The sequence below is a fragment of the Pseudomonas cucumis genome (assembly GCF_030687935.1).
Lineage (GTDB): Bacteria > Pseudomonadota > Gammaproteobacteria > Pseudomonadales > Pseudomonadaceae > Aquipseudomonas > Aquipseudomonas cucumis.
Map to the genome: position 1 here is coordinate 3319123 of NZ_CP117454.1, position 19637 is coordinate 3338759.

The 19637-nt window shown below is 59.0% G+C and carries 18 protein-coding genes and 1 pseudogene; 12 read left to right on the top strand and 7 right to left on the bottom strand.

What is annotated here, in order from left to right; translation table 11 throughout:
* Nucleotides 1-762 precede the first annotated feature (762 nt).
* The 5 genes and pseudogenes from PSH97_RS15130 (at nucleotide 763) to PSH97_RS15150 (ending at nucleotide 4684) form a co-directional block, all read left to right on the top strand.
* Nucleotides 763-1122, top strand: a pseudogene (locus PSH97_RS15130) (DUF6124 family protein).
* Between the two features lie 262 nt (nucleotides 1123-1384).
* Complete coding sequence (locus PSH97_RS15135) at nucleotides 1385-1990, top strand: SCO family protein (protein WP_305445619.1); 606 nt, start codon at nucleotides 1385-1387, stop codon at nucleotides 1988-1990.
* Nucleotides 1990-2463 (top strand): copper chaperone PCu(A)C, encoded by a 474-nt coding sequence (locus PSH97_RS15140; protein WP_305445620.1) that lies wholly within the window; start codon nucleotides 1990-1992, stop codon nucleotides 2461-2463. The genes PSH97_RS15135 and PSH97_RS15140 overlap by 1 nt, the downstream gene beginning before the upstream one ends.
* Before the next feature lie 175 nt (nucleotides 2464-2638).
* The gene (locus tag PSH97_RS15145; RefSeq protein ID WP_305445622.1) at nucleotides 2639-3610 is read left to right on the top strand and encodes a TerC family protein; all 972 of its coding nucleotides are present in this window, start codon (nucleotides 2639-2641) and stop codon (nucleotides 3608-3610) included.
* Between the two features lie 147 nt (nucleotides 3611-3757).
* On the top strand, nucleotides 3758-4684 hold the full coding sequence (locus PSH97_RS15150) for a bifunctional 5,10-methylenetetrahydrofolate dehydrogenase/5,10-methenyltetrahydrofolate cyclohydrolase (protein ID WP_305445623.1): 927 nt from the start codon (nucleotides 3758-3760) through the stop codon (nucleotides 4682-4684).
* 192 nt (nucleotides 4685-4876) lie between these two features.
* Here PSH97_RS15150 and PSH97_RS15155 read toward each other — a convergent pair whose 3' ends face one another.
* Nucleotides 4877-5395, bottom strand: a complete 519-nt coding sequence (locus tag PSH97_RS15155; protein WP_305445624.1) for an SgcJ/EcaC family oxidoreductase — start codon at nucleotides 5393-5395, stop codon at nucleotides 4877-4879.
* Nucleotides 5396-5565: 170 nt separating this feature from the next.
* Here PSH97_RS15155 and PSH97_RS15160 point away from each other — a divergent pair, with 170 nt between their 5' ends.
* The 4 genes from PSH97_RS15160 to PSH97_RS15175 are packed head-to-tail and all read left to right on the top strand — an operon-like array spanning nucleotide 5566 to nucleotide 10185.
* Nucleotides 5566-6750 carry a sensor histidine kinase gene (locus PSH97_RS15160; RefSeq protein ID WP_305445625.1) on the top strand — a complete coding sequence of 395 codons (1185 nt, stop codon included), beginning with the start codon at nucleotides 5566-5568 and terminating at the stop codon, nucleotides 6748-6750.
* The gene (locus tag PSH97_RS15165) at nucleotides 6747-7400 is read left to right on the top strand and encodes a response regulator (protein WP_305445626.1); all 654 of its coding nucleotides are present in this window, start codon (nucleotides 6747-6749) and stop codon (nucleotides 7398-7400) included. Before PSH97_RS15160 ends, PSH97_RS15165 begins: the two co-directional genes overlap by 4 nt.
* Nucleotides 7397-9724, top strand: a complete 2328-nt coding sequence (locus tag PSH97_RS15170) for an ATP-binding protein (RefSeq protein ID WP_305445627.1) — start codon at nucleotides 7397-7399, stop codon at nucleotides 9722-9724. Before PSH97_RS15165 ends, PSH97_RS15170 begins: the two co-directional genes overlap by 4 nt.
* Nucleotides 9721-10185, top strand: a complete 465-nt coding sequence (locus tag PSH97_RS15175; RefSeq protein WP_007901111.1) for a response regulator — start codon at nucleotides 9721-9723, stop codon at nucleotides 10183-10185. The genes PSH97_RS15170 and PSH97_RS15175 overlap by 4 nt, the downstream gene beginning before the upstream one ends.
* Here PSH97_RS15175 and PSH97_RS15180 read toward each other — a convergent pair.
* Entirely contained in the window at nucleotides 10162-11079 is a 918-nt protein-coding gene (locus PSH97_RS15180) for an alpha/beta fold hydrolase (RefSeq protein WP_305445628.1), read from the bottom strand. The genes PSH97_RS15175 and PSH97_RS15180 overlap by 24 nt on opposite strands.
* A 285-nt stretch (nucleotides 11080-11364) precedes the next feature.
* On the opposite strand from PSH97_RS15180, the gene PSH97_RS15185 reads away from it, so the two are divergent.
* Nucleotides 11365-12045 carry a glutathione S-transferase family protein gene (locus PSH97_RS15185; protein ID WP_305445629.1) on the top strand — a complete coding sequence of 227 codons (681 nt, stop codon included), beginning with the start codon at nucleotides 11365-11367 and terminating at the stop codon, nucleotides 12043-12045.
* Between the two features lie 14 nt (nucleotides 12046-12059).
* Here the strand turns inward: PSH97_RS15185 and PSH97_RS15190 are convergent, their stop codons facing one another.
* On the bottom strand, nucleotides 12060-13334 hold the full coding sequence (locus tag PSH97_RS15190) for a glucarate dehydratase family protein (protein WP_305445630.1): 1275 nt from the start codon (nucleotides 13332-13334) through the stop codon (nucleotides 12060-12062).
* Entirely contained in the window at nucleotides 13331-14728 is a 1398-nt protein-coding gene (locus tag PSH97_RS15195) for an MFS transporter (RefSeq protein WP_305445631.1), read from the bottom strand. The genes PSH97_RS15190 and PSH97_RS15195 overlap by 4 nt, the downstream gene beginning before the upstream one ends.
* Nucleotides 14729-14834: 106 nt before the next feature.
* Here PSH97_RS15195 and PSH97_RS15200 point away from each other — a divergent pair, with 106 nt between their 5' ends.
* The gene (locus PSH97_RS15200; protein WP_305445632.1) at nucleotides 14835-15737 is read left to right on the top strand and encodes a LysR substrate-binding domain-containing protein; all 903 of its coding nucleotides are present in this window, start codon (nucleotides 14835-14837) and stop codon (nucleotides 15735-15737) included.
* Between the two features lie 13 nt (nucleotides 15738-15750).
* Here the strand turns inward: PSH97_RS15200 and PSH97_RS15205 are convergent, their stop codons facing one another.
* Nucleotides 15751-16080 carry a hypothetical protein gene (locus PSH97_RS15205; protein WP_305445633.1) on the bottom strand — a complete coding sequence of 110 codons (330 nt, stop codon included), beginning with the start codon at nucleotides 16078-16080 and terminating at the stop codon, nucleotides 15751-15753.
* Between the two features lie 243 nt (nucleotides 16081-16323).
* On the opposite strand from PSH97_RS15205, the gene PSH97_RS15210 reads away from it, so the two are divergent.
* Entirely contained in the window at nucleotides 16324-17748 is a 1425-nt protein-coding gene (locus PSH97_RS15210) for a homospermidine synthase (RefSeq protein WP_305445634.1), read from the top strand.
* A gap of 36 nt (nucleotides 17749-17784) precedes the next feature.
* Here the strand turns inward: PSH97_RS15210 and PSH97_RS15215 are convergent, their stop codons facing one another.
* Nucleotides 17785-18489 carry a phosphoribosyltransferase gene (locus PSH97_RS15215; protein ID WP_305445635.1) on the bottom strand — a complete coding sequence of 235 codons (705 nt, stop codon included), beginning with the start codon at nucleotides 18487-18489 and terminating at the stop codon, nucleotides 17785-17787.
* A gap of 81 nt (nucleotides 18490-18570) precedes the next feature.
* Entirely contained in the window at nucleotides 18571-19458 is an 888-nt protein-coding gene (locus PSH97_RS15220) for a universal stress protein (protein ID WP_305445636.1), read from the bottom strand.
* Nucleotides 19459-19637: the final 179 nt, after the last annotated feature.

Genomic DNA, 19637 nt, shown 5'->3' on the forward strand with positions numbered 1-19637 from the left:
CGGTGTTCGACCTGGCGCCTTCGCCTGATCCACCGATGTTGCCCACGACCTGCTCGGCCGGTCGATCTTCGTTGATCGAGTGGGCTGCCCATCTTTTTCAGGATGGCTGAAGGGATGAATGCAGTCTTTGTGCCAGTCGGTGGATCGACACTTCATCCGCGTTGCGAAACCTGCGATTGAACAATCGGGAAACAGGCTGGCGACCCAGAACAGACGTGTTTTGACAGGATTTCAGACGTGGTTGCGCGGATCATTGGCAACAGAGGGTGTGGGTACTGACAGAGGGGAAAACTCAGGGCACCGCTCGCGGCAGGTGCACGCTTTTATGGCATCGCGCTTTATAAAAGTGCATGTAGCGGTTTTTTCGAGGCTTTCACCGCTTGTAGGACGTGCGCGTCAGATCATTCAACATCGATTAAAGGAGCCTGTTTAAACGCCATCAAGGTTACTTCCTGCAAGCTACAAGATCTTGCGCCGTTGCCTACGCTTACGCCAGAATCCGCCGGCTTGTGCGCCTTGGGGCTGCTCGGTAACTTGTTCCCGTCACTGCCCATCAGTGATCGGGTTTAGCAGCCCGTTGATGTCAAGACGCACGATGTCCCTATCAATCAGGTATCCCAGCCTGCATTTGATGGTGGCTGTGCGCAGGGCGCTTCGGCGCGCCGATTTCTTGGCTCATCGGTCTGCTAACCTGCGCACAGCTGCCTCCCTCTCGTTTAGCAGCGAACGGGTTGTAGCCTCACTCCTATGAGGATAGAGCCAATGTTCAAGGTAACGCCAAACCCACCGGACACCGATCCAATATCCCCCTACGAACCCGGTTAAAAAAAACTCAACGAGGCCGCCGAGCGGGCCCTCGATTTTCACCTCAATTCGATCGCCGACATCAAAGCCACCGCGCGTAAACCCAGCAAGCTATTTACCGTGGCCCCAGAGGCGACTACCGAAACCCTGGCGGTTTTTTTGGTCGAGACGCTGGCCTCGGTCGATGTGATGGTCCATCAGTTGGTCGATCATCTGGAGGGTGAGTCGCGTCACGCCTTGCTGGGTATTTCGAACAGCATCATGGTGGCGGAGATCACGGCGAACCGGGTGCTGGATCACATTAATACGCCTGAGTAAGTGTTGGCTGCTGTGGTGAGTGAGTCACTGACGCAGGGTTGTGCAGCGGTTCCTTTTTTGGGGCCGCTGCGCGACCCAGCGGGAGCAAGCTCCCTCGCCACAGGTTTCTCGGTGCTTGCTCAGGCCGCGACCTTTTGGCGCATGCCGACTGGCCATCGATTGAGCGCCACAGGGCAACAGTTTGTTAACATCCCTGCGCTTTTTTTCGTCTGATTGATCAGCCACTGTAGATTCCCGGTCGCTACACAGGATGCTTTTTTCCATGAGTACGTTGTATACCCGTCGCACGGTCCTGCAAGGCATGAGCCTGTTGAGCCTTGGGCTGCTCGCCGGCTGCGATGACAGCAGCAAGCTGTCGTTCAAGTACGGCAAGGACCTCAGCGACAAGATCATGGGGCGTACCTTCAAACTCAAGGACGCCCAGGGCGAGTACCGGATGCTGGGCAACTATCGGGGCCTGATGCCGATGATCTTCTTCGGCTTCACCCAATGCCCGGCGGTCTGCCCGACGACGCTGGCCCGTGCGGCACAGGCGAAAAAACTGATGGGCCGCGATGGCGAACGCCTGCAAGTGATCTTCATCACGCTGGACCCCGAGCGCGACACACCCGAAATGCTCGACAAATACGTCAAGGCCTTCGACCCGAGTTTCGAGGCGCTGCACGGTACGCTGGAAGAAACCGCCGCCACCGCCAAAGAGTTCGGTGTGTTCTTTGAAAAGATCCCGAGCGGTTCGACCTATACCCTCTCCCACACCGCGACCAGCTTCGTTTTCGACTCCCGAGGCAATTTGCGCCTGGGGCTGTCCGCGTCCCTTACCGCTCAAGAGTGTGCAGAAGACCTGCTCACCGTCATGGAGGTCTGCTGATGACTTCGATCTACGCACCACGTATTAAACAGCTGACCCTGGGCCTTTTCCTGATCGGCATGGCCTGGCAGGTGTCCGCTCAAACCCAGGTGAACGACGCCTGGGTCCGCGCGACGGTGGCCGGCCAGCATTCGACCGGCGCCTTCATGACCCTGCAGGCCGACAGCGACAGCAAACTGCTCAGCGTGCAGTCGCCGATCGCGAACACCTTGCAAATTCACCAATCCAGCATGAAAGACGATGTGATGAGCATGAGTCAGGTCGAGTCCGTCGCGCTGCCGGCCGGCAAACCGGTGAGCTTTGACCCCCATGGCTATCACATCATGCTGATGGACTTGACGGCCCAGGTTAAGGAAGGCGACAAAGTACCCCTGACCCTGACCGTGGAAAACGCCAAGGGCGAAAAAGAGACGATCAAGGTTGAAGCCGAGGCTCGGGCGCTCGGCATGCAGGATCACAGCAAGATGCATTGAAAGGCTCCATGCCGGCCCGTCTGATCGCCGGTGTTGCGGTGGTGTTCGGAGAACCATCAGCGACACTTCGTAAATAACGAATTATTGGTAAAGAATATTCGATTTTTCTTCGCTGCAATCTCCCCGCTAGCATGACTCTGTCGGCTCCAGAGCACGTCTAGACAGGGAGAACGACATGCAACCCTTGCACATCGGTGAACTCTGGATGTGGTTCGCCTTCATCGTCTTCGTTCTTGCCATGCTGGCCGTGGATCTGTTTGTCTTCGGCGGGCGCAAGGCGCATCGGGTATCGGTGCGCGAGGCGTCGTGCTGGGTGATTACGTGGTTCGCGCTGGCGCTGGCTTTCGCGGGATTACTCTGGTGGTATTTGAATGGTGAGTTTGGGCCCGAGATCGCCCAACGTAAAACCCTGGAATTCCTCACGGGCTATCTGATCGAGCAGTCGCTGTCGATCGACAACATGTTCATCTTCGTGATGATTTTCGGCTACTTCGCCGTGCCGCCAGAGTTGCAGCGCCGAGTGTTGCTGTACGGTGTGCTCGGGGCAATCGTGATGCGTGGGGCGATGATCTTCGCCGGCGTGTGGCTGGTGTCGCAGTTCACATGGCTGCTGTATGTGTTCGGTGTGTTCCTGATCATCACCGGGATCAAGATGCTGGTATTCGCCCATCAGCAGCCTGACCTCGATAAAAACCCCTTATTGCGCTGGATACACAGCCATCTGCGCGTCACCAACGGGTTTCATGGCGAGCGTTTTTTTGTAATGCAAAACAGTCGGTACTGGGCGACGCCGATGTTTCTGGTGCTGGTGCTGATCGAGGCCAGCGACCTGATGTTTGCGGTCGACAGCATCCCGGCGATCTTCGCCATCACCACCGATCCGTTCATTGTGTTCACGTCGAACATCTTCGCGATCATGGGCCTGCGTGCCCTGTACTTCCTGCTGGCCGACATGGCTGACCGTTTCCACCTGCTCAAATACGGTTTGGCGATCGTGCTGGTGTTCATTGGTGCCAAGATGACGCTGATGCCGTGGCTTCACATGCCGGTTGAATGGTCGCTGGCCGTTGTTGGCGGGATCATTCTGACTTCGGTGCTGTTGAGTCTGATCTTGACCCGCAAGGAGGATAAAATGCGATCCCTGTAGCGGCCGAATGCGATCTTTTGTCGTATTCGCCTGCCCTCACCTGATAATCTGAGCCCCCTTGCCTGCATGTCTCTGATGGATCATCGGCGCGCAAAGACGCCGCGATGATCACTTCACCCCCATTCAATCAAGACGACGGTGACTCTTTTGACCAGCAGCACCCCAGCATTTGCCCGCGATATCGACGGCAAAGCCATTTCTGCCCAGGTTCTCGACGAGGTCCGGGAAGAGGTTCTGGCCTTGGCCGGCCAGCAGATCTATCCCGCCCTGGCGGTCCTGTTGGTCGGCAACGACCCGGCCAGCCACGTTTATGTGCGCAATAAACTGCTGCGCGCCAAGGAAGTCGGCATCCGCTCGCTTGAATACCGTCTTCCGGAAACCGCCAGCCAGGCTCAGGTACTGGAACTGATTGCACAACTCAATGCCGATCCCGCGGTGAACGGCATCCTTGTGCAACTGCCCTTGCCGGACGCTATCGACGAGGCGGCAGTGATTCATGCCATCGACCCGATCAAGGACGTTGACGGTTTTCATCGGGAAAACGTCGGCGGGCTGGTGCAAGGCTTCGAGGTTCTGACCCCGTGCACCCCCAGCGGCTGCATGCGCCTGCTGCGCGAGACCTGCGGTGATGACTTGAGCGGCTTGCACGCGGTGGTCATCGGTCGTTCGAACATTGTCGGCAAACCGATGGCGACCTTGCTGTTGCAGGCCAACTGTTCGGTCAGCGTGGTGCATTCGCGCAGCGTCGATGCACCGGCGTTGTGTCGGTTGGCGGATATCGTTGTCGCGGCGGTGGGCCGGCCAGAATTGATCGATGCCAGTTGGCTGAAGCCCGGCGCGGTGGTGATCGATGTCGGCATCAACCGCATCGCCAGCGAGTCCGGCAACCGTCTGGTGGGCGATGTCGACTACGCCAGTGCCCGCACCGTTGCCCGTGCGATCACCCCGGTGCCCGGCGGCGTCGGGCCGATGACCATTGCCTATCTGCTGAAAAACACCCTGATCGCCAGCCAGTTGCAACGCGCCGCGCTGGCCCGCGGGCAGCAGCCTGTGGACGACCTCGCGTTGAACTGAGCACACAATCAGTCAGTTAAGACACGGAACCTGTGGGAGCGGGCTTGCCCGCGATAGCGGTGTATCAGTCAACATTGATATCGACTGACTCGCCCTCATCGCGGGCAAGTCGAATCGTCGCACCGCCGCTCCCACAGGGATTGTGCTCAACTGACTGGTTTTGGGCTGTGTCAGTTGGGCGTCAAACCCTGTTTATTTCCCGGCGTGCAGCACCTGCGCTTGCGGCATCGCCGAAGAGTGGTGGTTGAGAATCTTCCACTGACCGCCCACTTGTTCATAGACAAAGGTGTAACGCGCCTGCACCTGACGGGTCTTGCCATCGGCTTCGGTCAGGAAAAAGGTGTAAACGCCACTGTCCATCGCCACATTGGCGCCCAATGGGCGGATCTCACGGTAGTTGATCTGGCCCACTGGCTTGAGCGCCATGAAGTGATCGAAGTAGTCCTTGATCTGCGCCGGGGTGGTGCGCACCTTATTGGAAACCGTCGGCTGCAGCACCGCGTTCGGCGCGTACAGGTCGACCACGCTCTGAACATTGCCGCTCTTCAACGCACTATTCCATTGATCAAACAGTGCGGCAATTTCACGGTCCTTCACGTTACCGGGCTGTTCGGCCACGCTGCTGTAAACGTAAGGCACTGCCTCCAACGCGTGGGCCAACGGGGCGGTCAGGGCGAACAACAGGACGAGGGTTGAGGTCTTGAATTTCATTGCGCTAATCCAATGGTGGTCGATGGCCCTACTGTGCCGCTCGAAACGCCCCCCGCCATCGGCCAACCGGAGTCATTTGCCTATGCCATTCGGCAGATAGCGCCCTGCCCCGTTAACACGGTTTAATGACGCCCCAGCCCGAACGGACGCGCCTGCGCCGGAATATGTCCATGCAAAATCCTGATCACGACCCCGGTAGCGCCCTGGCCATTCGCACCCAGTATCGGCAATCGCAAAGTCGCGCCGCGCGCTTGCGGTTGCTGGTGGATACCGGCCAGGAACTGACGCAACTGGCCCCCGAAGCCATGCGTCAACGCGTGCTGCAACGGGCTTGTGCCTTCCTCGCGATGGACCACGCGCTACTGCTGGAATGGGACGTGGATGCGCAGGTCAGGACCACCGCCAGTCACGGCAACCGTGATCGTTTACGCAGCCTCGAACACCTCGCCGATACCGCGATGCGCACTGCGCAATGGCAGGAGCAGCCGAGCGCGGTCCTGCCCAATGTGCTGCGGGTGCCTTTGCGCGGTGGCGATGGCGCGGCCTTCGGTGCATTGATGCTGGCCAACAGTGTCAGCATCAGTGCACCGGACACCGAGGACATCGAATCCCTGCAATTGCTCGCCACATTGCTGGCCGCACACCTGGAAAACCAGCGGTTACTGGATGCCCTGGTCGCCCGCGAGCGGACCATGTCCGATCTGGTGCATCGGCTGTTCAGGGCCCAGGAAGACGAACGCAAACGCATGGCTTACGACCTGCACGACGGCCTGGCACAAACCCTTGCCGGGCTGCATCAGCGCCTGCAAGGTTTTGCCGGTCGCTGCCCGTCACTGCCCGAGGAACTCGGTGCGGACTTACAGACGATTCTTGCACTGGCCCAGCATTGCGTCGGTGAAGGCCGGCAATTGATCAGCGGCCTGCGCCCGACGGTACTCGACGACTTTGGCTTGCTGAAGGCGGTCGACAAAGAAGCGGATCGCCTGCGCGACGCCGGGATCAAAGTGAACTGGAGCACGCGTTGCGAAGCACGTTTGCCCAGCCAGGTGGAGATCGCTCTATTCCGGATTGCCCAGGAAGGTATCAACAACATTCTCAAACATGCGCAGGCCAGCCACGTCGCCTTGGCGCTGGAACTGCACGACGGGCAAGCCTCCCTGCGGGTGGACGACAACGGCAAAGGTTTTGCCATGGAACAACGACTCGACACCTGTGGCGCCCGTCACTTGGGGCTCGCGGCGATGCAGGAACGCGCGAGCCTGCTGGGCGGTGATTTCACCTGCGTCAGCCTTGCACACGGCGGAACCCGACTGCGCGCCACCGTACCCTCCGACCTCAATGGAACAGCTCAATGACTGAAGTTTTACGTCTGGTTCTGGCGGACGATCACGAGGTCACCCGAACCGGTTTCGTCGCGCTGCTGGCGGGCCATCCGCAATTCGAAGTGGTCGGCCAGGCCCGCGATGGCCAGGAAGCGGTAGACGCGTGCGAACGCCTGCTGCCCGACATCGTCATCCTCGACATTCGCATGCCCGTGCTCAATGGATTGGGTGCGGCGCGGATTCTTCAGCAGCGCCTGCCGGCCCTGAAAGTGGTGATCTTCACCATGGACGACAGCCCGGATCACCTGGAAGCGGCGATGAATGCCGGTGCCGTGGGCTACCTGCTCAAAGACGCCAGCCGCGATGAAGTGATCAACGCCCTGCAACGCGTCGCCGCGGGTGAGGAAGCGCTCAATAGCGCGGTCAGCGCCCGTCTGCTGCGGCGCATGACCGAACGCAACGCCAGTGGCGCCGCGCCTGCCGAAACCTTGACCGCCCGCGAACGCCAGGTCCTCGGGCTGGTAGCCGGCGGTTTCAGCAATCGTGAAATCGGCGAAGAACTCGGCATCACTACGGGCACGGCCAAGGCCCACGTGGAACGGGTTATAGGCAAACTCGGCGCCGCCGACCGAACCCAGGCTGCTGTCCGTGGTATCGCCCTGGGTCTGGTGACCCAGTCATGAAAGTTTCAAGCGCTCGACGCTGGGCCGATCTGCCGTTACGTGGCAAAGCCCTCGTGGTGATTTCCCTGCCGTTGGTAATCCTGTTGCTCTCTCTGGTGCTGATCTACATCACCGAACGCCAGACCGCGCGCGCAGAAGAAGACGTGCGCCGTGTGCTGCTGGTACAAGGCGATATTCAGGCCGTGCACACCCTGCTCGCCGAGGCCGCCGCCAGCGTGCGCGGTTATCTGCTGACTCGCCGCGAGGATTTCCTGCCGGGTTATCGGCAAGCCAAGCCCTTGATCGAATCAGCCCTGCGCCGGCTCGACAGCAACGTTCGCGATGTGCGGGTGCGTAAACATCTGGAGGCGATCACGCCGCTGATCGACACCAAGGTCGAGGGTCTGGTTGAATTGCTCGATGATCGCAACGCCACACCCGAGTCGATCACCACGATCCTGATCAATAACAAGCACATCCTCGACGAACTGCGTGAACGCATCAGCGCCATGCGCACCCTTGAAGACACGCTGCTGGCCGAGCGCACCGCGGCGGCCGCCTCGACTCGCCAGCGTTTGTTGTTCTCTACCTTGCTGGCCGCGGCCTGCGGGCTGTTTGGCGCCATCGTGGCGGTGTTGTTTCTGTCCAAAGGCATCGTCGCCCGGGTCAAGCAGGTCCAGGGCAACGCACAACGACTGGCACTCGGTCAGCCGTTGTTGCCGCAACCGCCAGAGAACGATGAGATTGGTCAATTGGGCACGCGCCTGGTCGAAGCTGGTCTGCTGCTGGCCGAACGTGAACGGGCGTTGCGCGACAACGAAGAACGCTTGCGGCTGATCATCGACGGAGTGAAGGACTACGGCATTTTTGCCCTCGACACACAGGGCTTCGTCACCAGTTGGAATGCGGGCGCCGAACGGATCAAGGGCTACACGGAGCAGGAAATCGTCGGGCAGCATTTCTCGGTGTTTTATCTGTCGCAAGAATGCCCGCAGCATCCCGACATGGCGCTGCGCGAGGCCACTCGCGATGGTCATTACATGGAAGAGGCGTGGCGTTGTCGCAAGGGTGGCAGCCGCTTCTGGGCCAGCGTAGTAATTACCGCGCAATACGACAGCAGTGGCGCCCTGCGCGGATTTTCCAAGATCACCCGCGACATCACCGATCGCCGTGCGGCCGAGATAGCGCTGAGCACCGCCCGCGAAGAAGCCGAACGCGCCAGTCGAGCCAAAAGCGAGTTCCTGTCGCGCATGAGCCACGAGCTGCGCACCCCGCTCAATTCCATTCTCGGTTTCGCACAACTGCTGGACATGGACTCGTCCAAAGGGCAGCGGGCGCAGATCGGTCACATCCTGCGGGCCGGACAACACCTGCTGACCCTGATCAACGAAGTGCTGGACATCGCCAAGATCGAGGCCGGGCGCCTGCCACTCAACGTTGAAGCCGTGCCCTTGGCAGTGGTGCTGCAAGAAGCCCTGACGCTGGTTTCCCCCATGGCCTGCGACGCCGGCATTCAGCTGGTTGAACTGCCGATGCTGGCCGCCGACAGCGGGATCGTCGCCGATCGACAACGCCTGGTTCAGGTGCTGCTGAACTTGTTATCCAACGCGATCAAATACAACCGGCCCCAGGGTCAGGTGCACATCGAAGTCAGGATTATTCAACAGCGAATTGCCGTGTCGGTCTGCGATACCGGCAAGGGCATTGCGACCGATCGACTGGAGCAACTGTTCAAACCATTCGAGCGCCTGGAGACCGATCCGAATGTGGAAGGCACCGGTCTGGGCCTGGCCTTGAGCAAGAGTCTGCTGGAGATGATGAACGGCAGCATGACCGTCAAAAGCCAACCCGGCGCAGGCTCCAGTTTCACCCTGGAACTGCCCTTCGTGCGCCTGCAGCCAGTCACCGAGCCACCGGTTGCGCGAATCAGTCACCCAATGGTCACGGCCGCCCTCACCGCTCCCGATTATCAGGGCAAAGTGCTGTGCATCGAAGACAATCTCTCGAGCCTGGCCCTGATCGAAACCCTGCTGCAACGACGGCCGCACATTCAATTGCTTTCAAGTATGCAGGGGCAAATGGGTCTGGACCTGGCCCGTCAACATGCGCCGCAGCTGATTTTGCTCGACGTGGCCCTGCCGGATCTTGATGGTTTCAATGTTCTGCGACGCTTGCGCCAGTCTTCCATCACCCGTGCCATTCCAGTGCTGATGATCACCGCCGATGCCAGCGACCTCACCCATCTGGCTTTGCTTGAGGCGGGAGCGACCGCGGTGCTGACCAAGCCGATTCACATCCCATCATTCCTCGCCCATCTTGACCAGCATCTACCGGAGCCCGTGTGAACACCGACCTGCGCATTCTGATCATCGACGACCAACGGCCCAACCTCGATTTGATGGAGCAGCTGCTTGTCCGCGAAGGGCTGACTAATGTCCTGAGCAGCACTCAGCCGCTGCGAACCCTGGACCTGTTCAACAGCTTCGAGCCTGACCTGGTGATTCTTGACCTGCACATGCCGGAGTTCGATGGCTTTGCCGTCCTGGAACAACTCAACCGGCGCATCCCGACCGGCGAATACCTGCCGATCCTCGTGCTCACCGCCGACGCCACACGCGATACCCGCCTGCGCGCGCTGGCCCTGGGCGCCAAAGATTTCATCAGCAAACCTCTGGATGCCCTGGAAACCATGCTGCGTGTCTGGAACCTGCTTGAAACCCGCGCGCTTTATAAAGCCTTGCGCACCTTGGTCCCAGCGGATCAGATTGAATTGCTGCGTCAGTTAAAGCCGCACCCAGTTAGCTGACTGAAGGGGTGGAATCACTGACGCTTTGCTACTGAATGTCAGGTCACGGGGCTGGCTCGGTATTTTGGCGACCGGCTTCAGAAAGCCCAGCAGGGCCTGTTGGGTGTCATGCCAGGCCGTCGGGTGTTCCATATCGAGGAAGTGCCCGGCGTTCTTGATGGTCTGAAACTGAGCCTGACGGCTATGAGCCGCAAAAAGACGGGCGTCTTCCGCCGAGGTGTACTCATCCCATTCGCCATTGATAAACAGCAGCGGAACTTCGATGGCATCGGCACAGGAAACATAGCAATGAGTATCCTGGGTCAGCACCTCATTGACGTGAAAATGCATCTGCCGGTATTCGTGTTCGTCCAGGCTGCTGACATGGCGCTCATTGAAACGCTTGAACAGCGACGGCAGGTGCTTGCCGATAGTGCTGTTGATCAAGCGCCCGACATTGCGCCGATCACAGGCCTGAAGAAAATGCCGGCCGCTCTCCAGATAATCGCGCATCGGGGTATTGATTCGCGCGGCGAATGAACTGATCACCGCTTTTTCGATTCGGCGTGGATGTTGCGCCAGCGCCAGCAAGGTCGCCGCGCCACCCCAGGAAAAGGACATCACATGCTGCGCGCAAAAGTGCTCGATCAACTCCAACAGAATTGCGGCCTCGTCTTCCTTGCGGATCGGCAGGTCGTGCTGATTGTGTTGTTTCGATTGACCGGCGTAGGGCTGATCGTAGAGGACTACGTTGAAGCGTGGCCGCAGGTAGCGCACCGTCTGGGCAAAAGATGCGGTCGTTGCCAGCGAGCCATTGACCAGAATAATGGTCTTGTCGGCGGTGGCGTTGAGATAATGTTCGGTATAAACCTTGTACTTCTTACCAATCTCGACGATCGCAGTTTTCAGCATCATTTTCATTCTATTCCTTGAACAAATTGGATCAGGCACACAGCTCGATTGACTCTCCGGCTTCCTCCGGGCAAGCCATACAGCACAAACCAGCGACAACGGTACAAGGGCGCTGAGATGAACGCCATGACCAACAAGTCACAAACCGACCAGTGGTTACCAGTTAAGCAGGAATTCTTCCGCCTGCAAGTACGCAAGCCTGAAAGTGGCGGCCCTGACACTCTGACGCCCTGCCAACATCCGTCTATGAATGTTCATTACCCCCTCAATCCACCGAGGAGTTGAAAGATGTCGCTGACCCTTTACTACCATCCGCTGGCGTCGTTCTGTCACAAAGTGCTCATCGCGCTCTACGAAAATGGCACCGAATTCGAAAGAAAGATCATCGATCTCGCGGACGCTGGCGACCGCGCAGAGCTTCAGCAATTGTGGCCAATCGGAAAGTTCCCAATTCTTTGTGACCATGCTCAGCAGCGGAATCTGCCGGAGTCCAGCATCATCATCGAGTACCTGGATCGGCTGTATCCAGGCACGCACAAACTGATTCCAGACGATTGGGACAGCGCGCTGGAGGTCCGGTTATGGGATCGTTTCTTCGACCATTATGTACAAGTGCCACTACAACAGATTGTCAGTGATCGACTACACGCGACCAACGGTGATTTGACCAGGGAGCGGTCTACGCTGGAAACGGCGTACGGCATGCTTGATCGCCGAATGGCGTCCAGAATCTGGGTGGCCAGCCCGGCGTTCAGCATGGCCGATTGCGCCGCTGCCCCGGCACTTTTCTATGCCAGGACACTCGTACCGTTCCCCGTCGACTACCGGCATTTGAGCGCCTATTTCGAGCGGTTGGTACAGAAACCGTCATTTCAGCGAGTGATTGACGAAGCCAGGCCGTGGTTTTCGTTCTATCCGTTTGCGGAGGCCCTCGAGCAGCGGTTTCGCGAAGCGCCGGACAACGCATAATCCGCGTCCATCGGTCAAAAACGCGGCTTGACGGCCTTCCACTCCGGCTTGTAACGCTGCATCTGCTTCACGTCATCGCGCTGACGAATGCCGCAGGTCAGGTATTGGTCATGCAGTTTGCCCAATTGATCGTGATCCAGTTCAAGGCCCAACCCCGGCGCACGAGTGATTTTCACGCAGCCATCGACGATGGGTAGCTTGCCACCCTTGATCACCTCTTCGTCCGGTTCCTGCCAGGGGTAATGGGTGTCGCAGGCGTAATCGAGGTTGGGCACCGAGGCGGCGACATGCGCCATGGCCATCAGGCTGATGCCCAGGTGCGAATTGGAATGCATGGACACGCCCAGGCCGAAGGTGTCGCACATTTTCGCCAGCGCCTGGGTGTCGCGCAGGCCACCCCAGTAATGATGGTCGGCGAGCACGATCTGCACGCTGTTCAGGGCCACGCTGCGGCGGAACTCATCAAAGTCAGTGACTACCATATTGGTCGCCAGAGGTAGACCGGTGCGCTTGTGCAACTCGGCCATGCCGTCGAGGCCCGGTGTCGGATCTTCGTAATACTGCAAGTCATCGCCCAACAGTTCTGCCATGCGAATCGAAGTTTCCAGCGACCAGTTGCCGTTCGGGTCGATGCGCAGCGGGTAGCCGGGAAAGGCCTTTTTCAGCGCCTTGATGCACGACACTTCGTGCTCCGGCGGCAGTGCGCCGGCTTTGAGTTTGATGCTCTTGAAGCCATAGGCCTCGATCATGCGCCGGGCCTGGGCGACGATCTGCTCTTCACTCAGCGCTTCGCCCCAACTGTCCGGTTTGTACGGTGAGTCGAAGTGTTGCGCGTACTTGAAGAACAGATAGGCGCTGAACGGCACTTCATCACGAATTGCCCCGCCCAGCAGGTCCACCAGCGGCACGTTCAGGGAATGCGCCTGTAGATCGAGAAACGCCACTTCGAACGCCGAATACGCGTTGCTCACCGCTTTGCTGGCGTGGGAGCCGGGCGCCAGTTCCGCACCGGCGATGCTTGGGGTTTTGTTCGCCGCCACGGTGGCCTGCACGATGGCGCGCAACTGGTTGAGGTTGAACGGGTCGAGACCGATCAGCTGACTTTGCAATTGCTGTTGAATCGCCAGCGCCGGGGCGTCGCCGTAGCTTTCGCCCAAGCCAATGTAGCCATTGTCGCTCTCGATCTCGATGATCGAGCGCAGCGCGAAGGGTTCGTGAATACCGCTGGCATTGAGCAGCGGCGGATCGCGGAAGGCGATGGGGGTGACGGTGACGCGTTTGATTTTCAAGAGGCAGCTCCCTTTGGCTCGGTATTCAAGGCTTGATGACTGACAGGATTTTGGGGGGCAACGGCGTCGACCGGTTTAGCGGTGAGCGAACTGCGCGTGTCACCACGCGGTGCAGTGCGGGCAAAAAAGATCACCACGGCCGCGACCAGCGAAGTGGCCGCCAGGCCGTACAAACCGCCCTCGATGGAGCCGGTGGTCTGCTCCAGGAAACCGAACGCGGTCGGCGCCACGAAGCCACCGAGATTGCCGATGGAGTTGATCAAAGCGATCACCGCCGCGGCGATGCGCGCATCCAGATAGCCTTGGGGAATCGGCCAGAACAACGCCGAAGCCGCCTTGAAACCAATGGCCGCAAAACAGATAGCAACGAAGGCGAAAATCGGCCCGCCGGTGGTGGACATGAACATGCCGAACGCGGCAATCACCAGCGTCACGGCCACCCAGGCTTGCTGGTATTTCCATTTGCTGGCCATGGCGGCGAAGCCATACATCGCCAGGATGGAAATGATCCACGGAATCGAGTTGAACAGGCCGACCTGGAAGTCACCCACGTTGCCCATTTTCTTGATCATGCTTGGCAGCCAGAACGTGGCGCCATAAATCGTCAGGGCGATGGAAAAGTAGATAAAGCAGAACAGGGCAATCTGCCGGTCAGCCAGCAATTTGAACATCGACGGTTTGACCGTCTGCACGGCTTCGCGAGCCTGCTGTTCCAGGGCAATGGCGCTTACCAATGCATCCTTTTCTTCGACACTCAGCCATTTCGCCTCGCGTGGATGGGATTGCAGCCAGAACCAGACAAATCCACAGAGCACGATGGAAGCAAAGCCTTCAATCAGGAACATCCACTGCCAGCCATGCAGGCTGAGACCGCTGACGTGCAGCAGCGCGCCGGACACTGGACCGCAAATCACCGACGCAATGGCCGAACCGCTGAGGAAAATCGCCATGGCCTTGCCCCGTTCCGTCGACGGTAGCCATTGGGTGAAGTAATAAATGATGCCGGGGAAAAACCCCGCTTCGGCGGCGCCGAGAATGAAGCGCAGCACATAGAAGCTGGTTTCGCCGCGCACGAAGGCCATGGCCATCGCAGCCGCGCCCCAAGTGAACATGATGCGCGTCAGCCAGGCGCGGGCACCGTAGCGTTGCAGCAACATATTGGAAGGCACTTCGAAGATCGCGTAACCGATGAAAAACAGCCCGGCGCCCAAGCCATAGGCCGCGGCGCCAATGCCCAGGTCGGTTTCCAGGTGGCTGCGCACGAAGCCGATGTTGACCCGGTCGATGTAGTTGACGATGAACATCACCACGAACAGCGGCAGCACATGGCGCTTGACCTTGGCCGCTGCTCGGGCAAGGACGGTCGGGTCCGGCGGACTCTGATGGTTACTCAAGGGGCGACTCCCGTTCATTGTTTTTTTAGGGGAGAACCGATCATGGACGCGCCTATTGATCCCGTCTAATCTAACTTGGCACTCGATTGATACCTGGATTAGATCAATGTTCGAACTGACGCAACTGCGCTGCTTCACCACCGTGGCCACCGAACTCAACTTCCGCCGGGCCGCCGAACGGTTGAACATGACCCAACCGCCCCTCAGCCGCCAGATTCAATTGTTGGAGCATCACCTGGGCGTCGAGTTGTTCACCCGCAGCACGCGCAGCGTCGCCCTGACCGCCGCCGGCCGCGCCTTCTTTATCGAAGCGCAGAACTTGCTGGAGCGAGCGCAGCAAGCCGCCGTGACCGCCCGGCGCTTCGCCGAAGGGGACATCGGTACGGTCAACATCAGCTTCGTCGGCAGCGCGGTGTACGAGTTCCTGCCCAAGGTCATCGCTGAAGCGCGGCTCAAGCAGCCTCAGGTCAAAATCGATCTGTCGGAGATGAACACCTACCAGCAACACGAAGCCCTTCGCGCGCGTCGTATCGATCTGGGCATCGTTCGCGCGCCGTTGCTGGAACCGGGCTACGCCACCGAATGCCTGGTGCGTGAACCTTTCGTATTGGCCGTCCCCCACAACCATCGGCTGGCCAGCGCCGAAATCGTGTCCGTCAAAGACCTGGACGCACAACCCTTCCTCATGTACTCCCATGCGGCCTATCCGCCGTTCAATGAACTGCTGACCGGCATGCTCCGCTCAGCCCGCGTCGCCCCGGAATATGTGCAATGGCTCGGCTCGTCCCTGACCATCCTGGCCCTGGTCAACGCCGGAATGGGCCTGGCCCTGGTGCCGCGCTGCGCCACCAGCGTCGTGTTCAAGAACGTGGTGTTTCGCGATATCGATCTGGGGGAAGGCGTGCAAAGCGAGCTGCATTTGATCTGGCGCGAGAACAACGACAACCCGGCGTTTGCGATGTTGCTGGAGGGGATTCGAAAGGCTGTTAGAGAGGGATGGGGATCGTGAGTTGTCGGCGCAACTACCGTTGCGCCAGTTCATGGTTGATGCATTGCTCGTAATACGTTTGCTTGATAGCAGCAGGCTTGAGGCGCGAGGGGCTGTTATAGGTTTGTTCCGTGATCCCCATGGCGGTCATGCGCATCCACGGCCGGGGAAATTTGCGTGCTTGCAGTTTCCTGCGCGCCCCGTAAAGCGTGAGCCCGGAAAGCTTCGACGCCTGTGCGCCGGCAGCGATGTCCGAGCCCCAGCTGCAGACGAAACGACTGTTCTTGTTCAGGTCCTTTGCCTGAGCCTCAAGCGAGAGAGTCACCAGGGCAAACGTTGCAGCCATCCATATCAAAGTCCGCATATCGCCAATGCCTAACCTTCTGAAAAGAAAGCGAGTTTGACAACGAAACGGAAATCGGGGGGCCAGCAGTTCGCCTCATTCTTATCTGTTTTTTTGGTCTCGATCGGCACAGCAGAGTCTCCTTCACGGTGTCCGAAACTTTTTTGAGCTTTAACCGAGCCTTGCAGTCTCTAGTTTGAGAGCGTCGTGGTTATCGACAGGTCATTGGCGGCGACCCCGCGGTCAGGCGGGTGGAGGCAATCGATGTCAGATTTTGAGTATGTCATTCAGCCCTTTAATGCCAGGTTGGTGATGATCGGCTCTGGCTGCATCGGCAAAGGCGTACTGCCGCTGCTGTTGCGCCATCTTGAGCTTGAACCGCAGCGACTGTTGATCCTCAGCCCCGATGACGATGGACGCTTGCTCGCCCAGGAATTCGGCGTCGCCCACAAGTCCGAGCAATTGGACCAGAGCAATTACGAGGTGGTGCTGGACCCTCTGTTGAGCGCTGGCGACTTCCTGCTCAACCTCTCGGTGGGAGTCTCCAGCCTGTCCCTGATTCAATTCGCCCAGCGTAAAGGCGTGCTGTATATGGACACCTGTATCGAGCCGTGGGAAGGCGGTTACACCGACCCCGACAAATCCCTGTCCGAAAGATCCAACTATGCATTGAGGGAAGCGGCGCTTCAGCTTCGGGGTGAAAGTGCGCAAGGTCTGCCCACCGCCCTGTTGACCCACGGCGCCAATCCGGGGCTGGTGTCTCACCTGGTCAAACAGGCACTGGTCAACCTCGCTGAAGATTTGGGTGACACAACGCCCCTGCCCGCCACTCGCGAAGAATGGGCGCAACTGGCCAGCCGACTGAATATCCGCTGCATCCACATCGCCGAACGCGATTCGCAGTATTCATCGCAACACAAAATCGCCGATGAGTTCGTCAACACCTGGTCAGTGGACGGTTTCATCAGTGAAGGCAGTCAACCGGCGGAATTGGGTTGGGGCAGCCATGAAAAAGTGCTTCCCGGGGATGGCTATTACCACGCCTTCGGGTGCCAGGCCGGAATCTATCTGCAACGTCCCGGTGCCGCCACGTCGGTTCGTACCTGGACGCCCTCGACGGGCCCCACCCATGGGCTCCTCGTGACCCACAACGAAGCTCTGTCGATTGCCGACTACCTGACCCTTGGCCAGGGAAGGCAACCGATTTACCGGCCGACCGTCCACTACGCTTATCGACCCTGTGATGACGCCTTACTCTCGGTGCATGAACTCACCGAGCGCAACTGGAAACCCCAGAGCGGCCAGCGCCTGCTTGACGATGAAATTCTCGACGGCAGTGACGAACTCGGCGTGCTGCTGATGGGGCATGCCAGAAACAGCTATTGGTATGGCTCGCGCTTGTCGATCCAGCAAGCCCGGGCTCTATGCCCCCATAACAGCGCCACCAGCCTGCAAGTGACGGCGGGAGTGCTGGCCGGTGTGATCTGGGCGATTCGCAATCCTCAACGCGGCATCGTCGAACCGGATGAATTGCCCTTCAGGGAGATTTTGCAGATTTGCTTGCCCTACCTGGGCAATGTAGAAGGCATTTATTCCGACTGGACGCCGCTTACCGGACGTCACTCATTGATGCCCGAGCAGACCGATGAATCCGATCCGTGGCAATTCATGAATGTCAGGATCACTTGAAGGCCTGACGTGGTTTGCTCCACGCCAGGCAACGGCTCAAATACCGGAACCGTTCTGAAATGAGTCACCTGAACCGGACTCTCTCTGCCAGGCCCGGTGCAGAAGATCGATGACCTCTTCGTCCGACGTCTGCGAAAAGTCCGTGTACCAAAGCCCGATCGAGATCATCCAGTCGGGGATCAGCGGGCAAATCAGTTCGTCCACTTCGTCACGCAGCGCCTCAGCGGTCTCAAGCGGTGCCACCGGCACGGCAACGACGATACGAGACGGCGCGTGCAGGCGCACGGCCTCTATCGCGGCCATCATCGTGGCCCCTGTCGCCAGGCCGTCATCGATCAGAATCACCACCTGATCCTTGAGCGCCACAGGTGCACGCGATGCCCGGTATAGCTGCTCGCGACGCAACAATTCCTGGGTTTCCTTTGCAACCACGCCCTCAAGCGTACGTTGATCAATACCGTTCGCCCTCAGTACATTGTCATTGACGATTCGTATATTGCCGCTGGCAATCGCGCCCATGGCGAGTTCCTGATGAGACGGTACTCCCAGCTTGCGCACCAGCATCAGGTCCAGGCGTACCTCCAGAGCCGTGGCCACTTCATAAGCGACCGGCACGCCGCCACGGGGCAAGGCGAGGACGATGACATCGGCTCTTTTAGCGTATTTAAGCAACGGCTCCACCAGGCCTCGGCCGGCATCCACCCGGTCGTGCAAGATGGTTTGCAATGAAGGACTAGTCATTTGAAAACCTCCCTGGGGCCGGAACCCCAAAAATGGGCGTTCGTTTGACGGCGGCCATCATTCCAACAGGCGCGTGCGCCCCTAGACCGCCAGAATGCTGCAAGGCACCTGATACAAAATATGTTCGGTCGTGCTGCCAAGCAGCCGCTCCAGGCCACGGTATTGGGTTCTGCCCACCACGACCACGTCCATCTGATGCTCGTGGGCGAATTCGCTCAGCACCGAGACCGGTTGCCCCATGATGAAATGCCGACAGTCGGCGGGCACACCGAACCGGGCGGCCAGCTTGAGAAAAGACTTTTCCAGGTCGTTGCGTAACTCCCTGGTAAGCTCCGCGAGCGTCAGACCGCCGCCCATGTCCGCCAGGAACGCTGCCGAAATGTCACACGCGTACAACAGATGCAACTCGGCATTGCACTGCAGCGCCAGGCCGGAAGCCTGCAAGATGATCCGGTCATTGAGTTCGCTGTTCGAAGGCTCGGTGTCTGACACGTCAACCGCGGCCACCACCTTCTGCGGCAAGGCATGACCTTCGCCGCCCACCAGATAAACCGGGACCGGACAATGGCGCAATAAACGCCAATCCAGCGGAGTGAAGAATGCGCGTTTGAGCACGGGTTCATGCTGCACTTGCTTGATCAACAGATCGGGCTGCATTTCGGTGACGTGGTCAAGAATGTCCTGGCGCATGTTGTCGGCCCATGCGACTTCGATTGTCACCTCGATCCCCCTGCCCCGCATTTTTTCCGCCTGTTCATTGAGCCAGTCGCGGTGTTCCTGCAGGTAGCTCGCTCGAGCCTTTTTCCGGTCGCCTTCTTCGAGCAACGACAGAATGTTCAACGAAGGGATCAGCGCGGCTATGTGCAAGCTCGCCCCGCTGGCCTTGGCCAGGGCAGCGCCATGGTTGATCGCAGGCGAATGGCGCAACAGCGGGTTGATGATCAGTAATAACCGTTGATACTGGCTCATGATCTGACTCCAGACAGGTTGATCCTCGACGCCGGCCTCGAGAATCCAGCATCAGGCCCAGACTCCGCCATTAAAGCCTCTTAAGCGTTGATTTATATCAATTCCTTGAATGAGGCATTGCAGGGGCCACTTGAAAAGAATAGTTCACAACGGAGCTTTCCATCTCGTGCCGGACACAT

Coding starts and splice junctions, on each gene's coding strand:
- PSH97_RS15155 (WP_305445624.1), bottom strand. CDS start 5,395: ATGAAATTCAAGACCTCAACCCTCGTCCTGTTGTTCGCCCTGACCGCC.
- PSH97_RS15185 (WP_305445629.1), top strand. CDS start 11,365: ATGTCGCTGACCCTTTACTACCATCCGCTGGCGTCGTTCTGTCACAAA.
- PSH97_RS15220 (WP_305445636.1), bottom strand. CDS start 19,458: ATGAGCCAGTATCAACGGTTATTACTGATCATCAACCCGCTGTTGCGC.
- PSH97_RS15140 (WP_305445620.1), top strand. CDS start 1,990: ATGACTTCGATCTACGCACCACGTATTAAACAGCTGACCCTGGGCCTT.
- PSH97_RS15165 (WP_305445626.1), top strand. CDS start 6,747: ATGACTGAAGTTTTACGTCTGGTTCTGGCGGACGATCACGAGGTCACC.
- PSH97_RS15205 (WP_305445633.1), bottom strand. CDS start 16,080: ATGCGGACTTTGATATGGATGGCTGCAACGTTTGCCCTGGTGACTCTC.
- PSH97_RS15145 (WP_305445622.1), top strand. CDS start 2,639: ATGCAACCCTTGCACATCGGTGAACTCTGGATGTGGTTCGCCTTCATC.
- PSH97_RS15180 (WP_305445628.1), bottom strand. CDS start 11,079: ATGATGCTGAAAACTGCGATCGTCGAGATTGGTAAGAAGTACAAGGTT.
- PSH97_RS15215 (WP_305445635.1), bottom strand. CDS start 18,489: ATGACTAGTCCTTCATTGCAAACCATCTTGCACGACCGGGTGGATGCC.
- PSH97_RS15210 (WP_305445634.1), top strand. CDS start 16,324: ATGTCAGATTTTGAGTATGTCATTCAGCCCTTTAATGCCAGGTTGGTG.
- PSH97_RS15160 (WP_305445625.1), top strand. CDS start 5,566: ATGCAAAATCCTGATCACGACCCCGGTAGCGCCCTGGCCATTCGCACC.
- PSH97_RS15170 (WP_305445627.1), top strand. CDS start 7,397: ATGAAAGTTTCAAGCGCTCGACGCTGGGCCGATCTGCCGTTACGTGGC.
- PSH97_RS15135 (WP_305445619.1), top strand. CDS start 1,385: ATGAGTACGTTGTATACCCGTCGCACGGTCCTGCAAGGCATGAGCCTG.
- PSH97_RS15200 (WP_305445632.1), top strand. CDS start 14,835: ATGTTCGAACTGACGCAACTGCGCTGCTTCACCACCGTGGCCACCGAA.